Here is a 23,728-nt window from a genome sequence, read left to right as displayed (position 1 = left end):
CGTACCGTCACGACGCCACTGTCCTGTTCTTCCTGTCCATCGAGCAGAACCAGCGCGCCTTCTGGTTGTTAGCCCAGTTCAACTGCTTCGCGAGCTCGCCCAACGAGCCCAACGAGCCCAACGAGCTAGGATCGACGACAGTGCTATCCCGCGCTCACCGGGGCGAGCCGTTGAAGAAGCCAGCCGGCGACCCAGCGTGACTCCGAGTCCTTCGGATCGATCGCTTCCTTCGCCAGCTTCTTCGCGAGTGCCTCCGGCTCCGGTGCCGTCGTCGGATCATCGGCGACGCCGAGCGACGTCTCCCAATCCCACTGCATAAGGCGAGAGACCTCGGAGGCTACGCACAGGCGCCGGACCTTCGCATCGGTGTCCAACGCCTGAGCGACGACGTCCGCGTTCTCCCGGCCGGGCAGGAAACCCAGGATGGAGATGGCGTTGGCACGCAACGTCGAGGTCGTGCCTTCCAGCGCCCAGCGTCGGAAGTGCCCGACGCCGGTCTCCGTGAGCTTCGGTGCGATCGCCGCGTCAATGGTGCTCGACGTCGGACCCTTCGCGAAGACGTCCGGGTCGCCCGACTCGACCGCGTTGAGGACCCGGTCACGGGCCTCGGAGTCGTCGAGTTTGATCAGGCGGGGGTGCACGAGGTCCGGGCGGTTCATCCCGTCTCCTAACACGCGTTCGTAGGCGGCCAGCACTTCCAGAGTAACCACACGAGTGCCGTTCTCCACCTGACTCAAGTACGACTTCGAGAAGGACGTCTCTACGGCCATCTGCGCGAGCGAGAGCTTCGCGTAGAGCCGAGCAGCCTTGAGTTTCTCGCCGCTCGCGTACGCCTCCGTCGTCGCGGTCATCCGCCACTCCCTCCCCATCCGAATCACCCAGCGCGCAGACCAGACTACCTAAGGTACTGGCCAAGTCGGGTAACGAACTCCGGAGCGGACTATGCCCGCACCCCCGATCCCGCTACGAATTCTCCAGCGTGCGGGCTACCAGTACAACGCCCGCGCTGGTCGAGTCGACAAGCGCGCCGGGCTGGCTATGTGCCGCTCCCACTCCACACCCGACTGCTTTGGTAGGGATGTCTGTCTTCGCGCAACTGTCTAAGCTGCCTGGGTCAAGCGTGTGGGGACTCGCTGTCGTGTTCGTCGGTGTCCGATCGATCTACCGAGTCTTTCTCTCTCAGCGGAAGGCGTTTTCGTTTACAGCTTTGGTTCCTGGACGATCGAGAATGGGCCGGAGTGTCTTGAGGCTCCGCACCCAAGGCAGATGGGGTCATTGAACTAGCAGAGTAGCCCTTCAATCTCCTCGACCCGCCGGACGAGGCGCGCGGAGTTCAGGGCGGTCGCAGCCGTTCGCGCTCGCTCGATAACGCCGCGCGCCGCGTCCAGCTCGCCCGCGCGGGCATACGACTCGGCGAGCCAAGTTTGGTACAGAGCGACCTCCCGCGCATGATCCGCGTCGTAGCCATCGATGGCAGAGGTGAGCAAGGGCGCAGCGCCCGCCGGGTCACCCAGCTCGATGAGCACCCGCCCGGCCATGACGTCGATCTCGTCCCGCGACATCCAGTAGACCCAGTGCGGCTCGATGATGTCCGGCGACCGCGACTCGTAGGCGTCATCGACCGCATCGAGTGCACGCTCGGCCGCGACCCGGTCGCGCGAGCGAGCGCTTGCCCAGGCGACGCGCTCCAGCAACAGTGTCCGAACGACCGGCGGGGCAGCGCGAGCTCCGGTCGCCGCGCTCTTCGCCAGAAGGGCAGCGTCGGCGGGATTTCCGACATTGGCCATCTGGTACGCGAGCGAGGACAGAAGTTGCCCGGCGAGAGCCTTATCTCCGGCGTCGTTTGCCGCGGATACGCCTTCGAGGTAGGCCCTTTGCGCCTCGACGTAGTGTCCGGCGTCGCTCGCGACCCATCCGGCGAGCTGTGCCAGCTCGCCGACGACGACGCGGAGTCTCCGGCCTACCGGCTCGGTGTAGCTCGCGGTCTTCACCACCTCGGCCACGTCGGCCAACTCGCGCCGCACGAGCGGGATGAGATCCCCGCCGCCCACCGTGTCGTCGAGAAGCCGAATTTCGATGACACGTTCCTCCAGCTCGCCGGCGAGGCTCTCGCCCACCCTGCGGCCCGCCTCCTGGTGCAGCGTGACCGGCCTGTCGGCCACCAGCCATTCGTGTGCCACGCGGAGGGGATCGAGCGGCGGCCCGTAGAGCGCGTCGACCGCAACATTGAGCGCGCGGGAGTAGGCGACGACGTGATCCCGATTCACTGGCCGAGCGCCGCTTTCAAGCTGACTGAGGTAGTTCCGGCTGTAGCGGGTCCGCGAGGACATAGCCGAGAGGCTGAGCCCCGCGGCGTTTCTCGCCTTTCTCATGTTCGTACCCAGCTCGCTCATGCGCTCCCGCCGAAATTGCGAACCCTTGCGAACAGCTGACCTCTTCACATTACGCCTTGTGACGACGAAGCTACCTATAGGGCGGCTCCAGGCGGGAATCCCTCACCCGGATGCCTAACGCACCTGCCTGGGGCCTGCCCATCCAACCGACCGGGAGTGACGCGATGAAAGTGGACTTCGGCCTGCTCGGCGTGCTTTTAGTGGTCGCTTTGGTCGCCGTCTTCCTCGCCGCGTTTGTGATCGGAGTGGTTTTTCGATGGATGGCGGATTTCAGACACGGACGGTCACCAGCCCACGCGAAGCGGCGCCCCTGCCGCGTGGCGGGCCGACGGGACAGGAGGTGAAGTCGCTTTCAGTCGATCAGCTCCTGGAGGAATTGCGACGACGAAGGTGGACGCTCTATTTCTTCGGCGACCCGAAGGCGCCGCACCTCATCGCGGCCATGTTCCAGTGGGAAGTGTGCGCGGACGTCCTCATCCTCCGAGGCGAGGAGGACGCCACTGCCTACCGCGTTCCGACCTTCCGCGAGGACGACGACGTTTTCCTTCCCGGCATAGTTTCGTGGCAGTACCACAGTGATCCGGAGTGGACGCTCCGCGCTGTTTTGACCATCGGCGTCCCAGGCCAGGCTGATGCCCCCTTTGCACTTCTCCGGCCCGATTCGCTCAGCAAGATCCCCATCGAGCTACGTCGGCCGGTCACTATCCGACCGGCTGGGCTCGTCCAACGCCCCACGTTATGAGCGTGGTCTTAGTGGTATCCCGACACAACCGAGAAGGAGACGGAATGACTATCGCCGTTGAGGAACTCACCGGTCAGGGACTCGTGTCCGCGGACCTGTTCGATCGGCTCGTCACCCGTATCGCCAAAGAGCACGACATGAAGCGCGAGCTGGCCACCCGAATCATGGACCAGGCGCTCGCCTTCCTCCGCGCATCCGGCGAGTACCACCGTGCGCCGCTCGGCCCGTCGGAACTCGTGGACATCGGATGGCACACCTTCATCCTCTACACCCGCGAGTACGCCGATTTCTGCGACCAGGTCGTCGGCAAGTTCATCCACCACGTCCCCAACGACGACGGCGAAGGCGAAGCCGACCCGACTCAGGTGATCACAAGGACCAAGGACGCCATCCGCGACCTTGGCTTCGCGGTGGACGATGATCTCTGGTTGGCTTTCAACCTCACATGCAACAGTGGCGACAAGGGGTGCCGGTCGTCGGGCGCGGACGGCAACGAGAACACCGACACGAACACCAGCGACCGGTAGACCCAGGGACAGGACGACAAGGTGAAGAAGTACGGCTGGGGCGAGTTGCCGGAGTCTGTTCGCGACGGCGTTCGGGAGCATGTTGGTGACATCGTCCGGTGCGAGGAGATCGAGGTCGGCCAGAGCAGCAACTTCGCCGCGGTGTTCCACCGCAACGGCGCGGCGCCCTTGTTTGTCAAGGGGGTCGAGGGCATCTCCCCGCCGATGCGTTGGTTGCGCAATGAGGCCGAACTTGGCGGGCTCGCCGCCGGCATCGCTCCGGCCGTGCACTTCGCCGAGGACATCAAGGACCTCGACCACTGGCTGGTCGTCGGCTTCGAGTACGTATCCGGGCGACGGGCAGCGCTCGCCCCCAAGTCCGCCGATCTCCCTCTTGTGGCGGCCACACTCGCGCGCATTGGAGAGATCCCAGCGCCGGACATCAAGTCGCTCGCCCATCGCTGGGACATGCTGTGGTGGGATCGGCTCGCTCAGGAGCGCCCGGAAGTGCTCGGTTCGTGGGATCTCGACCAGTTGACGGCATGGGAGCAGAAGGCCGCCGGAATCGTGCACGGGGAGACGCTCGCTCACACCGACCTCCACGCCGATCAATTCATCATCACCGCTTCCGCCGACGTCCGCGTCATTGACTGGGGTTGGCCAGCTCAAGCCGCGGCCTGGGTTGACCCGGCCTTCATGGTTCTGCGCCTTATTGGCGCGGGGCACCGCGCGGCGGACGCCGAGATCTGGGCGCGAACGAACACACGCTGGAGTGAGGCGACCGAAGAGGAGATCACTGCTTTCGCCGTGTACGTCGCTGGGCTCTGGACTTACAAGGCCGCCGCCACTCCCAGGCTCGCACGCCTCGCGCGGGAATACGTCGGCTGGCGCCTCCGCCTGCCGCTCTGACTCCGTCCGTCGCTGACCCCTCGTGGCGACGGGCGGCCCGGCCGACGGGACAGCAAGCCCCCGTCGGCCGGGGCTCCTAAACACTCAACGTTTACACGCAATGAAGGCTCCGCCGTTGCTAGGTATCTGGGCTTTGTGGCACCCAGACCAACGGCGGCTCCGCGCCTCTGGCGAGGGGGCGTGTGAAAGTCTGCCGGGCCGCCGGACGGTTGATCATGGGGTGACGCCCCCGGCGCCCGGCAGGCCGCCGCATACTCGCCTTGCGCCCCTTCCCGATTGGATCTCACATTGCACGGCCATGACATGACACTGCGCCCTACGGCGGCGCTTTTCGCGGCGCTCGGATCGCCGAGTCGTCTGTCCCTTCTGTATATTCTCGGCAACCCCGCGCTTCTGCCAGTCCCGAAAGCAGGCCAGGTCAGCAAGTTTGGCGTAAGCGTGGGACTGCTAGCCCGAGCGGCGATTATTGACCAGTCCACCGCTTCCAGGGGCCTCCAGAGGTTAGAGAAGGTCGGGTTAGTTTTCGGAACCGAAGTCACCACCGAAAGTCGCGTGTGGGTTCACTACCGCCGAGACGAACGTACGATAGCTCACGCTTTGCGCCTGCTCGAAAAGAACCTGAAAGCTCAGGATCCGAGCGTGGGAACTCTCGCTCACACCGTTGAGTAAATGGGTCGACCTCTGACTTACGATGGCATTATCGATGCAATTCGATGTAGGGCCATGCAATGTGAACGCGTCGACGGCAGTCCACCCTGGGAGCAGGGAAGGCTCCATCAGCTAAGTCCTCGGGGAACTACTCAAGGACTGTAGACGCGACAATGAGGCGCTGGCGAAGCCGTCAAGCTAGCCGGATGGGTTGTGATCGGGCCCGCTTGTCCTGAGCTGAACGATCTGCCGCCTAATTCGAGAAAAATGGACACGATAGAGGAACGTGACAGGATGGTCGTAACAGGATTCTTCTTAATGTCACTCGGATGACTCGGCGCCGACCTCCAGCAAATGGGCCGCTTCGCAAGCCTTATGCACGGCTATCACGTCGGCTGAAATTCGTTGAGAACGACGGGCACCGGATCTCAATTCCTGCATAAGCAGGCTCGATGACTGGCGGGCTTGCCATCCTCGGGCCCGCCTCGGTGGCGTCCCGTCATCGCCTTCACGCCTTGGCGGGACGCCACCACCAGAAGAGCAGAACTCCTTAAGGGAACTCTCGTGACATTTCGATGGCTGGTCCCCTCGTACGAGCCGACCGCAGGCGGGCACGCTTGGCGCCGAGACGAACTCGCCGGCATCTCGAAGGCGTTGTGTGGATTCGAGTGCCACGAACGGCATCTCGAAACCTTCCGACACAAGCGCCTCTGCCCGCGCTGCGTCGCGACTGCCCGCCGCGCAGGGTACGGAAACGCTGTCGCCCAGCGAGCCAGGCACAAGATGGCGACTCACGCTGTCGCCGCACTTCTCTTCGTAGCCCTCATCACCATCACCATCCTGATACTGAACTAGGAACAAGAATGCGGAACAAGAACGACAACTCACCAACACGGAAGGCCGCACGGCTCGCCGTCAGACGTGGATGGCCCGTCACTCCCGCTACCTTCCCCGACCCCACCTCCCCGCCTGTTACTGATGGTGCCGCCTGCACATGGCAGGGATTCCCGGGGGCCGCGTGTCTTCAACCCGTGCTACCCACCTGGTGGAGGCGACCATTGTGGACGCCCGCCGCCATCGACTCGTGCTGGTCAACGGTGCCCTACGGGGTACTGCTCGTCTGCGGTCATGGAATCGACGCACTCGAACTTCCCGCCAGCACTCTCGACCGCATCACAGATGTCATCCCGGAGATCGTGCGGTCCTATCCCGTCATCGCACTTCCCCAGGGACGGCGCATCATCCTGACCTCGGGCACGAACCCCCGCTTGCACGACGAGCTGCCTGAAGGATGCCGGTGGAGGGCAGGCGCGGGATGGGTGCCATTGCCGCCGACCTTAACTTCCCCGTCTGCCTCGGTGATATGGAAGAACCCACCGGACGAGAGACTGGCACTTCCCGAGCCTGCTGACCTCCTCCAGGCCATCGTGGAAGACAACCAGCCCGGGCGAGCCGCGGCAACGCCCTCTTCGGCCGCCGTGGAGGCCAACGCTTAGCCATGGCACCGCCCGGATATCTCCACCTCGTCACCACCGAAGACACCCACACTGGAAGCGGTGGCGTTTGGTGATCTCAACTCACGATCAACGAGCACGCGCACCTCCCGTGAGCTGACCTGAATCCATTGTGGACCTTATGACTTCAATTTCAGACAGGAAGCTTTCTGGTGAACAGAAATACCTTGTTGCTTGCCGCCGCCGCGACGGCAAGCATCACGGCCGCACTTATCACTCCGAAGGTGTCGGCTGCCGCCGACCCACCACCGCCGCACGCCGAACCGAAGATCATCGGTGGCCACCCGGCCGCGACCGCGCCCCCGGGCATCACCTCGCTGCAGTACGACGCACCGAGCCACGGTGACCAGTATGTCGACTACCACACCTGCGGCGCCGCCCTGGTGTTCCGCGGCTGGGTGTTCACCGCCGCGCACTGCGTCACCGACCCGCCCGCCGAGGCCACGGCCCGAACGACCGCCATCCAGTGGTTCAACGCCGACCCCGCACCGATCCCGACCGCGGACAAGAACTTCCACGTCCGGGTCGGCAGCCTTGACCGGCTCGCCGGTGGTGAGCCCGCCGCGGTGAGCAAGGTCGTGGTCCACCCCGGCTGGAAATGGGGCGAAGGCGCGCCGAAGAAGAAGGTCTTCGACGCCGCGATGCTCAAGCTCGACCACCTCGTTCAGGAGCCGACCGTGCCGCTCGCCCGCGACGCCGCCCGGCGCGTCGAGAAAGTCTCCGTGTTCGGCTGGGGCGTGACCGAGCCTGACAGCACCCGTTCCGGTCTGCCGAGGCGTTTGCAGCAGCTCGACACCCGCATCACCGCGCCGTCGCGCTGCGCCGGAGCGTTCCTGTCCGCCGCCGAATTCTGCGGCGACAACCCCTCCGGCAGCGACGGCAGCTGTTACGGAGACTCCGGGACACCCGCGCTGGCCACCATCGACGGCGTTCCCCAGCTCGTCGGGACCGCCAGCCGCTCGGCTGACCCTAGGTTCTGCGGAACCCAGCCCGACGTCTTCACCAGCGACCCGGAGCTGCGGGACTGGATCTATCACGTCGCCCGCACCGGTAACGCCACCTAGCAACTGACCTTGGGGGTGCCGTCTCCTCCACGCGAAGAGGCGGCACCCCAGGCCTGAGACACCCCAGCGCCGATGAACCGCTCAATCCGAACACCACCTATTCACCGTCACCCACACCCGGGGCCGTCATGGGTAACCAGAACGCGCACACCGCGTCGTCACACCGCCGGAACCTGCGTCCGCCGCCCGGGCTGAGCGTCCGCTACCAGGCTGGCGCCACCCTCCGAGAACTCGCGGGCCTCTACCGCTTGTCCGTCCAGGCGGTGCGCGCCTTCCTGGTCGCGGACGGAGTCCAAATCCGTCGTCCCGGCCGCACAGTCCGCACACCCACCGTCCCTGCCTCTGCGACGGAACATCATCCCGTGCGTGCGGGAGCGGCGGTACTGGCGACCGTGCACCCGCTCCGCCCGTTTGCCCGGCCCCTTGAACCACAGCTCGGCATGGACGCGCCGTACTGGCCGCGCTTCGATCTCGACCCCCCACACCAGCCGGGCGCGAGACAGGTCCTCGCGGCAGCCGCACCAGGTCAGCACTGTGTCGGTCTCACCGCCCCGTATGACGTGCATCAGGTCGACGACAGGCCGATGCCGACCCGGGCCGGCGAATACACCGCGGTCCTGACCCGATGCGCACGCATCGGCCTCATCGACGCACCCCTGCCACCGGAGGCGCAGCTCTGCGCCGAATGCCACCCCGAACCACCCACACCGTGAGAGACCACCGTGCCGAACCCGCTCCCATACGACCTAACAAACGACGACGCCGCCGAGCACTACATCCGCGAAGCCCTCATTCCGTCACATCGCGGCAGATGGGACGCGCTGCTCACCGACGACCGCGTCACGCAGACCTACCGCGTACTCAAAATCATCGAAGCCAACGCGGACCACGGAGCCACACTCCGCCGCGACAAGATCAAACTCGCCGAGAGACAACATCGTGCCGGGCTCATGACCGCGGTCGAGCACGCCACCCAGTATCGCGACTTCAACGCCTGGCGGGAACGGGCCAGCCTCTTCAACACTGTCCTGCACCAGCACCTCGCCCAAGCCGCCGACCGGGTCCGCAAGCTCCACCGCGACAACGTCGTGGAGTCCCTGAGGCACTCGCTGCTGGCCCTAGCGGTCGCTGTCGACGACCACCGCCAAGCCCACGCCGGCGAAGAATCGCTCGCCGACACCGCACTCTGGGCCCGGCTCCAACTCCTCCCCTGGCCCACCTCCGACAACGCCAGCTACCTGCTCGCCGACGCCGTCGCCGCTGAACGCGGCCGCCGCGGACCCGCCCGCCACATCGAGAACGGCCTCATCGACTTCCAGGGCACATACGTCACCGGCGAGACAGTGGACATCGCCGACCTCATCCTCGAGATCACCAACCACGCCCAGCCTGCCTGCGACCGCGCCCATCTCACCGAGCTCTGGCACCAACGAACCCCAGACCTGCTGGACGCACCAGGCGCGAAAATCGCAGCCACGAAAGGCAACGGCCGCTACACCACCCAGCGACTCAGCAAATCACTCACCTACCTGGAATCACAAGGACTCATCGCCCGCACAACGGTGCAGACGAAGTCCAAGATCACGGTCATCAACCGAGCCGCCTTGCTCACCCTGCGCCGACTTTGGGACACCGAGCACTTCCCGCTCGACAACGTCGACGAGTAAGAGCCAGGGTCATCGGGCCCGGCGCTCTGCTCGCGACCATGCCCTTGAAAGCGGGTCAGAGGCCGGAATTCTGACGCGACTTGACGGAATGGCCCGGCAGTAAGGGGGAGGGACTGCCGGGCCACCACCTAAGTCGCCGCACGCCAGATGGGTGTTACCAAGATCCCGCAAGGCTCCGATGTCTCGCCCGAAACCCGCGCCGGGCCCATGGCGCGACCCGATCCTCTTAGCCGTTCGAAAGGGAGTTACAGCGCTACACGGCCCCTAACGAGACCTCCGGAGAGTGGCTATCGGCCGGTCCACGCACGCTGGCGGGACGTGCCCAGCCCACACCTCTTGACTTCTCCGTTCCAGACCTCGGCGCTAAAGGCTCTCATCACGCGGTCGGAGCGCTTACCCCGGAACCCACTGACCTGCCTTCGCTCCGCCGCGCCCCTCATTGATCATGAACTGGACCCAGCCGAACCAGTAGCCGGTCGTGCTGACCTTCCACATCGACAATTCGCCGCAAACCTCCGCCTGGAGATCGAGGCCCTCCGGGATGTCGGCCCCTGGCCGGGCCGACGGGGAAGAGCTGGCTCAAGTCCACCCAGACCTTCCGAGGAGGCCGGAAACCCCGGAAGGTCTTCTCCGCCGGTGGGCCGTCTGACGTGGAGCTACTGGTCCGTCCACGAATGGCCGACCGATACCGCCGAACGGTTTCGAAGAGCTTATGCGTGTTCGGCGAGCCAGCGTTCCGCGTCGATGGCGGCGGAGCAGCCTGATCCGGCTGCGGTGATGGCCTGCCGGTAGGTGTGGTCGACGAGATCGCCGGCCGCGAACACGCCTGGCACATTCGTCCAGGACGTGCGGCCTCGCGTGATGACGTAGCCGCTCCCGTCCAGCTCTACCTGGCCGCGTACCAGTTCACTGCGCGGATCATGCCCGATCGCCACGAAGAAGCCCGTGGCCTCCAGCGATGATTTCTCACCGCTCATCGTGTCGGTCAGGGTCAGTCCCTCGACCTTGCCTTCGCCGACGACGCCGGTGATCTCGGAGTTCAGTTTCCAGGCGATCTTTTCGTTCGCGCGGGCGCGCTCGAGCATGATCTTTGAGGCGCGGAACTCATCTCGACGGTGCACTATGGTGACCGACTTGGCGAACTTCGTGAGGAACGTCGCTTCCTCCATCGCGGAGTCACCACCACCGGCGACCACGATGTCTTGACCACGGAAGAAGAATCCGTCACAGGTGGCGCACGACGACACACCGCGACCGAGCAGTTCCTGCTCGCCCGGCACGTTCAGGTAGCGTGCCGCGGCACCCATGGACAAGATCACCGACCGGGCCGCGTAGCGGACGCCGTTCGCTACGACGTACTTCACGTCTCCGGTGAGTTCTGTCGTCTCGACATCTTCTGTTCGCAGCTCTGCTCCGAATCGTCCTGCCTGCTCGCGCATTTCGGTCATCAGGTCGGGGCCTTGGATGCCATCTCGGAATCCGGGGAAGTTCTCAACCTCGGTGGTTGTCATCAGCGCGCCGCCGTACTGGGTGCCTTCGAACACCAGCGGTTCAAGCTGGGCTCGCGCCGCGTACACTGCGGCGGTGTAGCCGGCGGGACCTGATCCGATGATGATCAGGTCCCTGATCTCCGAGGATGTCATACCGGATATTCGTTGCCGGAAGAAACAAGGACAGGCCCGGATGTCACGGAAACAGACCGGTCGCCACCGCCGCTTTGGAGTGAGTAAACGACGGCGACGACCGGCGGAACGCTGCCGATTCAGCGTTCCCTTACGGCAGGGCTACCTGCACCACGCCGTAAGTCGGATAACCCGGCGACGATCGCGCGGATTCGCTGTCAGGACATGAACAGTGGCCGCCGGAGCGATGTCCGCTGTCCGACGGCCACTGTGGCCATACTTCTAATGAGTCCGATGTGGACTGTGGCTTACGCGGCCGGGGGCATCAGGACCGAGTCGATGAGGTACACGGTCGCGTTCGCGGTGTGGACTCCGCCGCAGATCACGTTGGCGTCGTTGACTTTCAGCGCGTCCTTGGTGCCGGTGACCTTGACGACACCCTTCTCGACGGAGGTCTGGTCGCCGACGATCTTGTCGGGCGCGATCTGGCCGGGGACGACGTGGTAGGTCAGGATCTTCTTGAGCAGCGCGTCGTCGGTCTTGAGCTTTTCGATGGTGGCGGCGTCGATCTTCGCGAACGCGTCGTCGACCGGCGCGAACACGGTGAACTCGCTGCCGTTGAGCGTCGAGACCAGGTCCACCTTGGGGTTGAGCTTCCCGGAGACGGCGGACACGAGAGTCTTGAGCAGCGGGTTGTTGCTCGCGGCGACGGCGACCGGGTCGGCCGACATGCCCGCGACGGAACCCGGGCCGCTGGGCACCTTTTCCGCGTAGCCGGAACAGCCGGGGCCGACCAGGTCCTTGGCCGGGTCCGCCATCGCGCTGGAAGACGGCTGCTGCATGGCCGAGGAGGACGGGGCCGGGGTGCTGCCCGCGTTGTTGTTCGATCCGGCGTCGTTGCCGCACGCCGCGCCCATGAGAGCGAAAGCGGCGAGACCGGCGGCCACGGTGACGCGGCGAGTACTGCGCTTCATGACTGGTAACTCCTATTAGCTGAGGGAATCGGCCCACAGGGCTGGGTGCGCCTCGACGCTTCCGAGGCGGCGAACACCCTGGATTCGACGCCTCGGCAGGGCCGGATGGGCCGACTTCTCCATCGAGACCTTTCCGTTACCTTTCGAACACGATCGTGGACGCTTCGTCACCACTCGCGGTCCGCGGACGGCAATCCGCCAGGGTCTGGGTGACGAATACTTCCTGTCACCCACTCCACTTGATCTGCCCGGGAGCAATCGTGCTCACACTCGCGTTGATCGGCCTCATCGGGGGATTGGTCACGGGCATCTCTCCGTGCATCCTTCCCGTCCTGCCGGTCATCTTCCTGTCCGGCGGCGTGCAGAACGCCACCGCCACCGTCCACAAGGAACAGAACGGCGGCGGCGTCGCGACCGCTCCGGTCGAGACCAAGCCGCCGCGATCACGTCCCTACCTCATCATTCTGGGACTCGTCGTCAGCTTCACCCTGGTGACCCTGTTCGGTTCGCTGCTGCTGTCGGTCCTCGGGCTGCCGCAGGACGTTCTCCGCTGGGCGGGCCTGATCGTCCTGGCGCTCATCGGGATCGGACTCATCGTCCCGAAATTCGAGCACCTGCTCGAAAAGCCGTTCAGCTGGATCCCGCAACGGCGGCCCGACGCCAACCGCGGCGGCTTCACCCTCGGCCTCGGACTGGGCGCGGTCTACGTTCCCTGCGCGGGACCGGTACTCGCCGCGATCACGGTCGCCGGATCGACCGGGCAAATCGGCCTCGAGACCGTCGTGCTCACCTCGACCTTCGCCATCGGCGCCGCGCTCCCGCTGCTGATCTTCGCTCTCGCCGGGCGCCGGGTCGCCGAGCGGGTGAAGGCCTTCCGCAAGCGGCAACGCGGTATCCGGATCACCGCGGGCATCGTGATGATCGCCCTCGCGATCGGTCTCGTGTTCAACCTGCCGCAACTGCTGCAACGCGCCATTCCCGACTACACCAGCGGCCTGCAGAACGACATCAACAACTCCGAGCAGGTCAAGAAAGCGCTCAACCTCGGCGGCCTGGAGAACGACCAGAACAAGGACCTCGACCTCTGCACCGACGGCGCGAAGGAACTCGAAAGCTGCGGGAAAGCCCCGGACATCAAGGGAATCCAGCAGTGGTTCAACACCCCCGGCGGCGGCCCCGTCGACCTGGCACAGTCGCGCGGCAAGGTGGTCCTGCTCGATTTCTGGGCCTACTCCTGCATCAACTGCCAGCGCTCGATCCCGCACGTCACCGCCTGGGACAAGGCCTACCGCGACGCCGGCCTCCAGGTGATCGGCGTCCACTCTCCCGAGTACGCCTTCGAGAAGGAACCCGGGAACGTCAAGGCGGCCGCGGACAAGTTCGGCATCGGCTACCCGGTCGCACTGGACAACAACCTGTCGACCTGGACCAACTACCGCAACCGGTTCTGGCCCGCGCACTACCTGATCGACGCCGAAGGCACCGTGCGGCACATCAAATTCGGTGAAGGCGACTACCAGACCACCGAGAAACTCATCCGCGAACTGCTCACCAAGGCGAACCCGAACGCGCAACTCCCCGCCGCCACGGATACCGCCGACGACACCCCGGACACCGCGGCGATCACCCGCGAGACCTACCTCGGCTCCACCAAACGCGTCAACTTCGCCGGGACCGAGGACTACACCGCGGGCGCGAAGACGTTCGCCTACCCCGCCACCCAGCCGCCGGACACCTTCGTGCTCAAGGGTGACTGGACACTCACCAGTCAGAACATCACCCCCACTGGGGACAGCGGCGAGATCAAGCTCAACTACCGCGCCAAAGAAGTCCGCATAGTCCTCGCCGGCAACGGGACCGTCACCTACACCGCCAAAGGCCAGACCAAGACCATCCAGGTCACGGGAACCCCCAACTCCTACCAACTCCTGTCCACACAGGACATCGAAGCGGGCGCCATCGACGTCACCGTCGGTGCTGGAGTCCAAGCCTTCTCCTTCACCTTCGGCTGAACACCACAGAAAGCGACACCACGACCATGCGCGAAGTCACCACCGCCACCTTCTCCACCGAGGTCCTCGAACAGGGCAACGCCGTCCTGGTCGACTTCTGGGCCCCCTGGTGCGGCCCCTGCAAAGCACTGGCCCCCGTTCTCACCGAAATCGCCGAGGAACACGAGGGCAAACTCACCGTCGTCAAGCTCGACATCGACGACAACCCCGAGATCGCCGGCGACTACGGCATCCTCTCCATCCCGACCATGATCCTGTTCGTCGACGGCAAACCCGCCACCACTATCAACGGCGCCGCTTCCAAGGCGAAGATCCTCGGCAAGCTCGAATCCTGGCTCTGATCGTGCCCACGTGGCCGCTGTTGCCCGAGACTCGTACTCGTCTCGGGGCAACGCTCCGGCCCCTTCAGGGGTTCAGCCGATACTCGGGGCTGCACGGGTCGTTCCGCGAACAGCGGTGCGAACAGGCGTCCGGCGAGCCCTGTTATGGGACGGGGAGGGACGATCACGGTGAGATCGCTGCTGCGGGATGTGTGGCCTTATCCTTTGTATCGCTGGCCTTTGCTGGTGGCGTTGCTGGCGGTGACGTCGGTAGCCGGTCTGCTGGGGCGCGTCGTGGCGAACACCGCGGTCGGGATCGCCTTTCATCTTGGACTGATCCTGGTGGTCTTGGGTCTGCTCGGCAGGAGGACACGCCGCCGTCGCTGTCGCTCCTACGAGGACACCCGAGCTCAAGGCTGACGCGGTCTTTCCGTTCCGGGAGCCGCGCCTTTGTCAGACAGTCGACATCGACGCGGTGTTCCTGCTGATCGAGGTCAAGCCTGCTGTCAGCAGTCGTCTCACCTGTGCCGTGCTCCACCCGGTTTCGGCGGCGATCTCTGCCAGGGGGCGGCCCCGCACGATGGCGGCCCAGACGGTGAACCGCTGTCTGGTCGGCAGCAGCACGAGTTCGTCCAGCAAGATCGCCTCAGCGAGCGCGGCCTCGAGGTCGCGAGGGTCGCACTGATCGTTCAGCCGCGTGCGCAACGCCGTCGCCAAGGACCGCGACACCCATCGATCGTCACGGGTTTCCCACGAATGTTTCGTGGTGTCGAGTGCCGCGGGCACGAGACGATCGCAGAGTTCCTCTGCCGCGAGGGGCGGCAGTCCGCTTCGGAGCGCGACACGGTAGACGAAAGCCACGCCCCGGTCCACGTCGGTTCTCATCGATGCGTGACGTGCGTTGATGGGCCGGTCTGTGACCGTCATGGCGTGGATCGGTCACGTGCCGGAGCACGCCTCGTCAGGCGCACCGAACAAGCATGTTCACTCATTCGTGTCAGATCATTGCGTCGCATGCCGTCGTCCGTGTCGTCGTCGCCGGTATTCCGGCCGGCCAAGCCGGATGGCCGCGTGTCTCACGCTAGCAACCACATCCGTTTCGGGCGATTCGAGCCCTCGCAACCGCGGCCGGTCCGGACTTAACTGCCCGGAGGCGACCTTCAGTGTGTGCCGAGCGGGACGTCACGGACAGGGGAGGTGGTGGGCTGCGGTGAGCCGGTGGCCGGTTCGACGGTGATGGCGACGTGGTCGATGTCGGAGGCGAGTGGCGCTGCGATCGTGCCCGATCCGGCGTGGAGGAGTCCTGCGGACTGCTTGCCCCGTGGCCCGCTGAGCCAGAACTGGTAGGCGCGGCCGTCGACGAGTGGCGGCAGGCCGTGCGCGGTGATGATGGCTTCGCCGCGCTGCCGGGAGAAGTTGACGGTCGCGGTGCCGCTTGCGGCACTTCCGGCGTGGACCGTGATCAGGTCCGGTGCGGCCAGAGGCTCGGCCATCTGCGCCGGACCGGGGTCTGAGTACACCGTGGCAAGACCGATACCGCCGGCGAAGACCGCCGCGGCCGCGGCGACCGCCGCGATGGAAACGACTGTTCGCTTGCGCCAGGTCCGGCGCGGGATCGTGCCCGTCGCGACCGCAGGTGGGATCTGCCTCGTGGCAGCGACTTCTCTGAGCACCCGGTCGCGCAGCCGGCTGCCAGGGTCCACGCTCATCGCGGCGCCGAGCCTCGCCGCGGTCTCCTGAAGCTCGGCGACCTCCTGCGAGCACGTCGCGCATTCGGCCAGATGCCGGGTGAACGCGGCGCGTTCGAGGTCGGTGACCGCGTGGAGCGCGTAGGCACCGGTCAGGGTGTGGGCATCGGCGGTGGTCATCGGGTCGCTCCCAGCGCGTCGCGCAGACGGATCATGCCGTCCCGCACACGGGTTTTGATCGTGCCGAGTGCGACGCCGAGCCTGTCGGCGACCTCTTGGCAGGTGAGTCCGTGGAAGTAGGCGAGCAGGATCGATTCCCGCTGCAGCTCGGTGAGGCCGGACAAGGCCTGGCGGACCAGGTGATGCTCCTCAGTGGACAGTGCCGCTTCGGCGACATCGTCATAAGGTCGCCGCAAGTCCAGCAGCTCGACCCGGTCCTCGCGGTCACGGGCCGCCTGCTCGGAGCGGACCCGGTCGATCGCCCGGCGGTGTGCGATCGTCAACGCCCAGGTGCTGACCTTCGCGCGGCCCGCATCGAAGCGCGAGGCTTTGCGCCAGATCTCGACCATGACCTCCTGAGTGACCTCCTCGGCGAGAGCGCGGGAGCGCAGGACGTGCAACACAGTGCCGAAGACCGGAGCGGCGAGCCGGTCGTACAGAGCGGCGAAGGCCTGTTCGTCACCGCGCGCCACACGCCCGAGGAGCTCTTCCGACGTCGACGGCGGTTCGGGTTCGGGTGCACTGCGAAAAGGTTGTCGCAGAACGGTCACTGTGGCATGCGCGGTGGTCATGGCGAAGTCCTTCCCGGCTGAAGCCGAGCCTGCGCCTCGCACCGAATGGACGGAGTCGCGAGCAAGCTGTCACCATGGATTCGTCGGCGACCTCCCTTCGTCTTGGTCTGGATCTCAGGTTCGCTCGCCGTCACTCCGGCCGGGTGAGTCCGGATATCGGTGTGGTCACGAGACCAATCTCCGAGGCCGTCAGCTTCGAAACACCTAGTGGTGACAACGCATCGCATCTGATCGCCACGGTCCTCGTTCCCGTGTGCACCACCTCGCGGTTCAGAAGTCGGACGCGAGGACCACTCGACCCGCTTCGTCGAGGACGCGGAGACCCCGCCAGCGTGCTCAACCAGCTGCTGGACACCCTCTCCCCGAGACAGCGCAGCATTCTCGTCCGGCGGGTCGCGTTCGGGCTGTCAGCCAAAGACACCGCTGCCGCTCTCGGCCTCTCACCCGGAGCCGTCCGGGTCCTGCAGCATCGAGCACTCGTTCAACTACGGCACACCTCCACCGGCAACGAGCGCTGAACACCTTCACCTGGAGCGGCGGATCCGTTCAGCCCCGTCACGATGCCACCGGCTACGTCTCGAAAGCAGGACCTCGCGAGGTGTCTGTCGCCGGAAAGGCTCCCGGCGACAGACACCTCAGGTAAGAGATCATCCGAGGTCGGTGATGACGGTTTTGGTTTCCATGTAGTTGTTGAACACGGCGCTGCCCATTTCGCGGCCCCAGCCGGATTCCTTGTAGCCGCCGAACGGGAGTGAGGCGTCGAAGATGTTCCAGGTGTTGACCCACACGGTGCCGGCGCGCATGCGTCGTGCGGTGCGGTAGGCCTTGCTGACGTCCCGGGTGAAGACACCGGCTCCGAGGCCGTAGTTGGTGTTGTTGGCCGAGGGCATGATGTCGGATTCGGCGTCGAACGGGGCCGCGGCGACGACGGGGCCGAAGATCTCTTCGCGGACCGCGGTCATGTCCTCGCGGGTTTCGGTGAGGACGGTCGGTGCGACGAAGTAGCCGCGGTCGCCGACCCGGTCGCCGCCGGTGATGGTGGCGCCGTCGTCGCGGCCGGATCGGATGTAGCCGGTGACGCGGTCGAACTGTTCCTGCGACACGAGCGGGCCCATCGTGGTCTCCGGGTCGAGGCCGTCACCGACCTTGATCAGGTTCGCCTGTTCCCGGATGCCGGCGACGACTTCGTCGTAGACCGGGGCTTCGATGTAGAGCCGGGATCCGGCGACGCAGCATTCGCCTTGGTTGAAGAAGATCGCGTTGGCCGAGCCCGCGATGGCCCGGTCGAGGTCCGCGTCGGCGTAGACGACGTTCGGGGACTTCCCGCCGAGTTCGAGGGTCACTTTCTTCAGGTTCCCGGCCGCGGCCTTGACGATCTCGCGGCCCACTTCGGTGGAGCCGGTGAAGGCGACCTTGTCCACGTCACGGTGTGCGGCCAGGGCGGCTCCGGCGTCGCCGTACCCGGTGACGATGTTCAGCACGCCCGGCGGGAGGCCTGCCTGCATCGCGAGTTCGCCGAGCAGCAACGCCGAGAGCGGTGTCTGCTCAGCGGGCTTGAGCACGGTGGTGCAGCCCGCGGCCAGCACCGGGCCGATCTTCCAGGCAGCCATCAGGAGCGGGAAGTTCCACGGGATGATCTGCCCGCACACCCCGACCGGTTCCCGGAGCGTGAAACCGAGGTAGCGGTGCGGGTCCAGGCCCGAGGTCGGGATGGTGGCACCCTCGATCTTGGTCGTCCAGCCGGACATGTAGTGGAACAGATCCGCGGCCAACGGGACGTCGGCGGCTTTGGCCACCGCGTACGGCTTTCCGTTGTCGAGGGAGTCCAGCAGCGCGAGGTCGTCGAGGTGTTCGAGGATCAGGTCCCCGAGCCGGTGGATGATCCGGCCGCGTTCCCCGTGGGTCATCCGCCGCCACGGCGATTTCTCGTCGAACGCCTCTCGCGCGGCCCGCACCGCACGGTCGACGTCCTCGGCCTCGCCGTGCGCGACCGACGCGAGGACCTCCTCCGTTGCCGGGTTCACGGTCTCGAAGGTCCGCCCGGAGGCGGAGTCCACCCATTCCCCGTTGATCAGCATCTGCCTGCTGAGCGATTTCACAACCTCATCGACGCGGGTTTCGTCCACGGCCAGTGTCATCAGGGATCTCCTTGTCACCTGGAGTCACCTCGGCAAATACGGTGTGACTGCCATCACAACACCGCAGATGCGGTGTGTCTATGGGCGATCAGCACGCTGCTGCGAATTCACCCGGATCGCTCGTTCTCGACCGGCGTGACGCACGAGCAGCCACCAGCGACGTGGTGGATCGAGCCGTCGCTCTCCGGCGTCCGGGTGTAGCGGGTGCCGTCCTCCAGGCCGATCTCGATGATGTCGAGCGGATCAACGTCCAGGACCGTCCCGTACCGGACCTCGCAGGCCTGGGTCCGGGGATCCGGCGCGTCGAAGAGGATGACCCGGTCGCCCGTGCGGAAGTGATTCCATACCCAACCGTTGACGTCGAACCACGTACCGGTGAAGGCGCGGGAAACGACCGCGAGCTCGGCTCCGGTCGCCGCGGCCACGCGCGTCATCACCTCGACCGGCACCGGTTCCGCGGGCGGCTCTGCGGTGCCGACGTCGAGCCACAGGTCCAGCAACTCCGGCGGGATACCGGCGGAGGCGGCGATCGAGCGTGCGGACCTCCCCGGCTGGTAGCGCTCCAGGAGCACCGCGACCCGGGTTCGCTCGGCCATGACGCCCTCCTGGCTCGTGCTCAGTCGAAGGTGAAGGAGTATGCCTGCAGGCCCGGGCTGAGTGTGAGCCTGAGTTGCCCGGTGTGCAGGTCCGGTGTCTGGGTCAGGCGGTAGAGATTCGGCGTGCCGGACACGGTGAGTGTGCGCGGCGGCTGCCCGTCCTCGGTGGAGACGGTGACCGTGCCTTCGCCGGCGAGGACGAGGTTGGTGCTCTTGGCCGTGTAGCCGAGCAGGATCCCCGCACCCGGTCCCGCGGTGGCTTTCTCGTAGTCGACCGTCCAGGTGCCGTCGAAGGCGACCTTGCCGTCGGGCACGGTCATCGGGAATCGGTATGCCGCTTGCTTTTCCAGCTGAAGTGGCGGCGCGCCGGGCGCGTAGGTCTTGGGGAGTTCGCCGTAGCTGAGGTAGGTCTCGCGGGTGGTGCGCTGGTCGGTCGGTGTGGTGTCGGGCAACTCCCCCGGGTTCGGCAGGGCGACGCCGGGACGGGCCTGCTGCAGCAGTTGCCGGACGAGGTTCTCGGTCTTGTCGTAGGCGCCTTCGCCGAGCTTGAGGTACCGGACCTGGCCGGTGGCGTCGATCAGGTAACGGGCGGGCCAGTACTGGTTGCGGAAGTTGTTGAAGGTGCTGGTCTTGTTGTCGATCGCGACGGGGTAGGTGATCCCGAAGCCTTTCGTCGCCGACTCGACGTTGCCCTTGTCGCGCTCGAACGCGAATTCCGGCGTGTGCACGCCGACCACCTCGAGACCCGCGGACTGGTAGCGGGCGTAGAGGTCCTTGATGTGCGGGATGCTGCGCTGGCAGTTGATGCAGGAATAGGTCCAGAAGTCGACCAGGACGACCTTGCCTTTGAGCCCGGCCATGGTCAGCGGTGAGCTGTTGAGCCAGCCCTCGATGTTCTCGAACTCCGGACTCGGGCCGCAGTCGCGCAGCTGCCCCTCGGTGTTGTCCGCGCAGTTGTCCAGCGCCTGGTTGCTCGCGTCCCCCAGGCTGGACAGCCGGAGTTTGCTGATCTCCGGGGCGTTCTCCACCTTCTCCTGCAACGCCTGGGTGTAGTTCGGCAGGGTGCGCTGCAGCAGTGACGGCAGGTCGAAGTAGAGCGCGACGGCCAGCAGCAGCATCACCACACCGCCGACGGCGCGGACCTTCTTGTTGTTCTTGCGGAAGAACTTCACCCGCTCCGACAGCTTCGCCCCCGCGAGAGCGAACACGAGCAGCGGCGCGGTCGCGCCGATCGCGAACGCGACGGTCAGCGCGACCGTCTCGACACCGATCTTCCCGTTCGCCGCGGCGATCGTGATCGCGGTCAGCACCGGACCCGCGCACGGCACGTACAGCAGGCCGAGACCCAGCCCGAGCCCGAAGCCGCCGCCGTTCGGATTGACCTGCCGCTGAGGAAGCTTCGCGAACGGCTTCTCCAGCAGCCGCTCCAGCGCCGGGATCAGCAGACTGAGCCCGACCACCGACAGCACGACCAGGCCGACGATCCGCAGGATGTCGTCCGGCAGGTTCAGCGCCTTGATCAGCAGCGACCCCAGCAGTGTGAACACCGTGAAGCTCAGCACCAGACCGGCGATCACCGCGTACGGGCGCCGATTGCGCACCTTCGCCTGGACCGCCACCTGCGTGCCCCCGCCACCTGGTGGACTTTCAGCGGCGCTCTTCGCGCTACCGGCGAAGAACACCACCGGCAACACCGGCAGGATGCACGGCGACACCCCCGTGATCAGACCGCCCAGCAGGCCGATCAGCACCAACGTCCACATCGCGACGCACCTCCACACACCGGCCCGCCGACACTGCAGCCGACGTCACCTCTCGTAAGGAATTCGCCGCAGATACGGGTGGAGACAGGTCATTTTCACCGCGTAAGCGGAACGAAAGATGTCAGAACTCCGCACACCGTGACTGCCAGGGATGCGGGCAGGACGTAACCCGCCCGTAATTCAGGCTGTTCCGACAGTAACCGCGGGTTCCTACCGTTGCGCCCGTCATGGCACGGAACTCGGGAGGTACGGAACGTGGCGGCTGCCGGTGCGGACTCGGTGCGGACCGCCTGCACGTACTGCGGCGTCGGGTGTGGCGTGGTGCTGGACCTCGCGCCCGGGCCCGGGCGTCCGACGGTGAAGGCCTCCGGTGACAAGGAGCATCCGGCGAACGCGGGCCGGTTGTGCACCAAGGGCGCGACCAGCGGCGAGTTGTTCGCCGCACAGGGACGGCTCGACACCGCGCTGGTGCGGACCGAACGAGGTGCTGAACCGGTCGCCCGCCCAGTGGACGAGGTCATCACCGAGACGGCCCGCCGGCTGCGGGCGATCGTGGACGACCACGGTCCCGACGCGCTCTCGTTCTACGTCTCCGGGCAGATGACGCTGGAAGCGCAATACCTGGCGAACAAGCTGGCCAAAGGGTTCGTGCGCACCAACCAGATCGAGTCGAACTCGCGGCTGTGCATGGCCAGCGCGGGCACGGGATACAAGCTGTCGCTGGGTTCGGACGGGCCGCCGGGGTCCTATGAGGACTTCGACCACGCCGACGTGTTCTTCGTGATCGGCGCGAACATGGCCGACTGCCACCCCATCCTGTTCCTACGCATGATGGACCGGGTCAAGGCCGGCGCCAAACTGATCGTGGTGGACCCGCGCCGGAACACGACCGCGGACAAGGCCGACCTGTTCCTGCGGATCAAACCCGGCACCGACCTGGCACTGCTGAACGGCCTGCTGCACCTGCTGGCGGCGAACGACCATCTCGACACCGCGTTCATCGACGAGTTCACCGACGGCTGGGCGGACATGCCGCCGATGCTGGCCGACTACCCACCCGACGTCGTCTCCGAGATCACCGGCATCCCGGAAGCCGACATCCGACAGGCCGCGGACTGGATCGGCGCCGCGGACAACTGGATGAGCTGCTGGACGATGGGACTCAACCAGAGCACCCACGGCACCTGGAACACCAACACGCTGGTCAACCTGCACCTGGCCACCGGCGCGATCTGCAAACCGGGCAGCGGACCGTTCTCCCTGACCGGCCAGCCCAACGCCATGGGCGGCCGGGAAATGGGCTACATGGGACCCGGGCTGCCCGGCCAGCGCTCGGTGCTGGTCCCCGATGACCGCGCATTCATCGAAAACCTGTGGGGTCTCGCGGCGGACACCCTGCGGACCGAGGTCGGCCGCGGCACGGTGGACCTGTTCTCCCAGCTCGCCGACGGCACGATCAAGGCCTGCTGGATCATCTGCACCAATCCGGCCGCGACCGTCGCCAACCGCAAGACGGTGCTCGCCGGGCTCGAAGCCGCCGAACTGGTGATCACCCAGGACGTGTTCGCCGCCACCGAGACCAACGCCTACGCCGACATCGTCCTGCCCGCCACGATGTGGGCCGAAAGCGACGGCGTCATGATCAATTCCGAGCGGAACCTGACCCTGGTCCCAGCCGCGGTCCCGCCTCCCGGCGAGGCCCTGCCGGATTGGCAGCTGATCGCCCGGATCGCCTGCGAGATGGGCTTCGCCGACGCCTTCACCTACTCCAGTGCCGAGGAGGTCTTCGAGGAGATCCGGCGGTGCTGGAACCCGAAAACCGGGTACGACCTGCGTGGCGTCAGCTACGAACGGCTGCGGGAGACACCGGTGCAGTGGCCGGCTCCGCCGGGTGCGGGGCCTCGGAATCCGATCCGCTACCTCAACGACGGCGTCAGCCAGCACCCCGGTGTGCGACCGGACGGCGGCACACCCCGGCTGTGGTTCGCCACCCCGAACGGGCGCGCGGTGTTCTTCCCCCGCCCGCACCTGCCCGCCGCCGAACTGCCCGACGACGACTACCCGTTCCTGCTCAACACCGGACGGGTGCAGCACCAGTGGCACACGCTGACCAAGACCGGGACCGTCGGCAAGCTGAACAAGCTCAACCCCGGTCCGTTCGCGGAGATCCACCCCGCTGACGCCGCCCGCCTGGACGTCGCCGAGGGCGACCACGTCGAGGTCGCCTCCCGCCGCGGCCGGGCCGTCCTGCCTGCCGTGGTCACCGACCGGGTCCGGGAAGGCGAGGTGTTCGCGCCGTTCCACTGGAACGACCAGCACGGCGAGTACCTCGCGATCAACGCGGTCACCAACGACGCCGTCGACCCGCTGTCCTTCCAACC

19 protein-coding genes and 2 pseudogenes are annotated in these 23,728 nt (G+C 66.1%); 10 read left to right on the top strand and 11 right to left on the bottom strand.

Translation table 11 applies throughout. The features are described 5' to 3' along the window. Nucleotides 1-143: 143 nt before the first annotated feature. Nucleotides 144-851 (bottom strand): helix-turn-helix transcriptional regulator, encoded by a 708-nt coding sequence (locus tag AB0N89_RS20320; RefSeq protein WP_364206585.1) that lies wholly within the window; start codon nt 849-851, stop codon nt 144-146. Between the two features lie 429 nt (nt 852-1,280). Next, nucleotides 1,281-2,393, bottom strand: a complete 1,113-nt coding sequence (locus AB0N89_RS20315) for a helix-turn-helix transcriptional regulator (protein WP_364206583.1) — start codon at nt 2,391-2,393, stop codon at nt 1,281-1,283. Nucleotides 2,394-2,733: 340 nt separating this feature from the next. Between AB0N89_RS20315 and AB0N89_RS20310 the strand changes: the two genes are divergently transcribed. The 4 genes from AB0N89_RS20310 to AB0N89_RS20295 all read left to right on the top strand — a co-directional run bounded on the left by AB0N89_RS20310 (nt 2,734) and on the right by AB0N89_RS20295 (nt 7,776). Continuing rightward, nucleotides 2,734-3,135 carry a hypothetical protein gene (locus AB0N89_RS20310; protein ID WP_364206581.1) on the top strand — a complete coding sequence of 134 codons (402 nt, stop codon included), beginning with the start codon at nt 2,734-2,736 and terminating at the stop codon, nt 3,133-3,135. Nucleotides 3,136-3,218: 83 nt separating this feature from the next. After that, nucleotides 3,219-3,662 carry a hypothetical protein gene (locus AB0N89_RS20305; RefSeq protein ID WP_364206579.1) on the top strand — a complete coding sequence of 148 codons (444 nt, stop codon included), beginning with the start codon at nt 3,219-3,221 and terminating at the stop codon, nt 3,660-3,662. Nucleotides 3,663-3,683: 21 nt separating this feature from the next. Further along, complete coding sequence (locus AB0N89_RS20300; protein WP_364206577.1) at nt 3,684-4,550, top strand: hypothetical protein; 867 nt, start codon at nt 3,684-3,686, stop codon at nt 4,548-4,550. Between the two features lie 2,386 nt (nt 4,551-6,936). Continuing rightward, nucleotides 6,937-7,776, top strand: coding sequence for a trypsin-like serine protease (locus AB0N89_RS20295; RefSeq protein ID WP_364206575.1), 840 nt, complete (start codon nt 6,937-6,939; stop codon nt 7,774-7,776). A gap of 158 nt (nt 7,777-7,934) precedes the next feature. Here AB0N89_RS20295 and AB0N89_RS20290 read toward each other — a convergent pair whose 3' ends face one another. Then, nucleotides 7,935-8,342 (bottom strand): hypothetical protein, encoded by a 408-nt coding sequence (locus AB0N89_RS20290; protein WP_364206573.1) that lies wholly within the window; start codon nt 8,340-8,342, stop codon nt 7,935-7,937. 156 nt (nt 8,343-8,498) lie between these two features. On the opposite strand from AB0N89_RS20290, the gene AB0N89_RS20285 reads away from it, so the two are divergent. Then, complete coding sequence (locus AB0N89_RS20285) at nt 8,499-9,443, top strand: hypothetical protein (protein ID WP_364206571.1); 945 nt, start codon at nt 8,499-8,501, stop codon at nt 9,441-9,443. Between the two features lie 710 nt (nt 9,444-10,153). On the opposite strand, the gene trxB is transcribed toward AB0N89_RS20285, so the two are convergent. Both trxB and AB0N89_RS20275 read right to left on the bottom strand, forming a co-directional pair. Continuing rightward, nucleotides 10,154-11,086: a thioredoxin-disulfide reductase gene (trxB, locus tag AB0N89_RS20280; protein ID WP_364206569.1), complete on the bottom strand. Its 933-nt coding sequence runs from the start codon at nt 11,084-11,086 to the stop codon at nt 10,154-10,156. 287 nt (nt 11,087-11,373) lie between these two features. Beyond that, nucleotides 11,374-12,039, bottom strand: a complete 666-nt coding sequence (locus AB0N89_RS20275; RefSeq protein ID WP_364206567.1) for a fasciclin domain-containing protein — start codon at nt 12,037-12,039, stop codon at nt 11,374-11,376. Nucleotides 12,040-12,299: 260 nt separating this feature from the next. On the opposite strand from AB0N89_RS20275, the gene AB0N89_RS20270 reads away from it, so the two are divergent. From AB0N89_RS20270 to AB0N89_RS20260, 3 genes are all read left to right on the top strand, one after another. Then, nucleotides 12,300-14,051, top strand: a complete 1,752-nt coding sequence (locus tag AB0N89_RS20270) for a cytochrome c biogenesis protein DipZ (RefSeq protein WP_364206565.1) — start codon at nt 12,300-12,302, stop codon at nt 14,049-14,051. A 26-nt stretch (nt 14,052-14,077) separates the two neighbouring features. Next, nucleotides 14,078-14,392 carry a thioredoxin gene (gene trxA / locus AB0N89_RS20265; protein WP_364206563.1) on the top strand — a complete coding sequence of 105 codons (315 nt, stop codon included), beginning with the start codon at nt 14,078-14,080 and terminating at the stop codon, nt 14,390-14,392. Between the two features lie 168 nt (nt 14,393-14,560). Continuing rightward, a complete protein-coding gene (locus tag AB0N89_RS20260; RefSeq protein WP_364206561.1) occupies nt 14,561-14,791 on the top strand; it encodes a hypothetical protein in 231 nt (76 codons plus the stop codon). Between the two features lie 33 nt (nt 14,792-14,824). On the opposite strand, the gene AB0N89_RS20255 is transcribed toward AB0N89_RS20260, so the two are convergent. The 3 genes from AB0N89_RS20255 to sigK form a co-directional block, all read right to left on the bottom strand. Next, nucleotides 14,825-15,298 (bottom strand): hypothetical protein, encoded by a 474-nt coding sequence (locus AB0N89_RS20255; protein WP_364206559.1) that lies wholly within the window; start codon nt 15,296-15,298, stop codon nt 14,825-14,827. A 233-nt stretch (nt 15,299-15,531) separates the two neighbouring features. Further along, a complete protein-coding gene (locus AB0N89_RS20250) occupies nt 15,532-16,239 on the bottom strand; it encodes an anti-sigma factor (protein WP_364206557.1) in 708 nt (235 codons plus the stop codon). Beyond that, a complete protein-coding gene (gene sigK / locus AB0N89_RS20245; RefSeq protein ID WP_364206555.1) occupies nt 16,236-16,850 on the bottom strand; it encodes an ECF RNA polymerase sigma factor SigK in 615 nt (204 codons plus the stop codon). The genes AB0N89_RS20250 and sigK overlap by 4 nt, the downstream gene beginning before the upstream one ends. Before the next feature lie 335 nt (nt 16,851-17,185). Between sigK and AB0N89_RS20240 the strand changes: the two are divergent. Continuing rightward, a pseudogene (locus tag AB0N89_RS20240) lies at nt 17,186-17,368 on the top strand (sigma factor-like helix-turn-helix DNA-binding protein); the annotation flags it as partial. Between the two features lie 129 nt (nt 17,369-17,497). Here the strand turns inward: AB0N89_RS20240 and AB0N89_RS20235 are convergent. The 3 genes from AB0N89_RS20235 to AB0N89_RS20225 all read right to left on the bottom strand — a co-directional run bounded on the left by AB0N89_RS20235 (nt 17,498) and on the right by AB0N89_RS20225 (nt 21,347). Further along, nucleotides 17,498-18,988 (bottom strand): aldehyde dehydrogenase family protein, encoded by a 1,491-nt coding sequence (locus AB0N89_RS20235; RefSeq protein ID WP_364206553.1) that lies wholly within the window; start codon nt 18,986-18,988, stop codon nt 17,498-17,500. A gap of 107 nt (nt 18,989-19,095) precedes the next feature. Continuing rightward, nucleotides 19,096-19,584 carry a hypothetical protein gene (locus AB0N89_RS20230; RefSeq protein WP_364206551.1) on the bottom strand — a complete coding sequence of 163 codons (489 nt, stop codon included), beginning with the start codon at nt 19,582-19,584 and terminating at the stop codon, nt 19,096-19,098. A gap of 20 nt (nt 19,585-19,604) precedes the next feature. Then, complete coding sequence (locus tag AB0N89_RS20225; protein ID WP_364206549.1) at nt 19,605-21,347, bottom strand: cytochrome c biogenesis protein DipZ; 1,743 nt, start codon at nt 21,345-21,347, stop codon at nt 19,605-19,607. Nucleotides 21,348-21,602: 255 nt separating this feature from the next. Between AB0N89_RS20225 and AB0N89_RS20220 the strand changes: the two are divergent. Continuing rightward, nucleotides 21,603-23,684: pseudogene (locus AB0N89_RS20220) on the top strand (nitrate reductase); the annotation flags it as partial. Nucleotides 23,685-23,728 lie beyond the last annotated feature (44 nt).

The sequence above is a fragment of the Amycolatopsis sp. NPDC089917 genome (assembly GCF_040684635.1).
Taxonomy (GTDB): domain Bacteria; phylum Actinomycetota; class Actinomycetes; order Mycobacteriales; family Pseudonocardiaceae; genus Amycolatopsis.
Note: the sequence above shows the minus strand (reverse complement) of the source record. Positions and strands in the feature narration are given on the sequence as shown.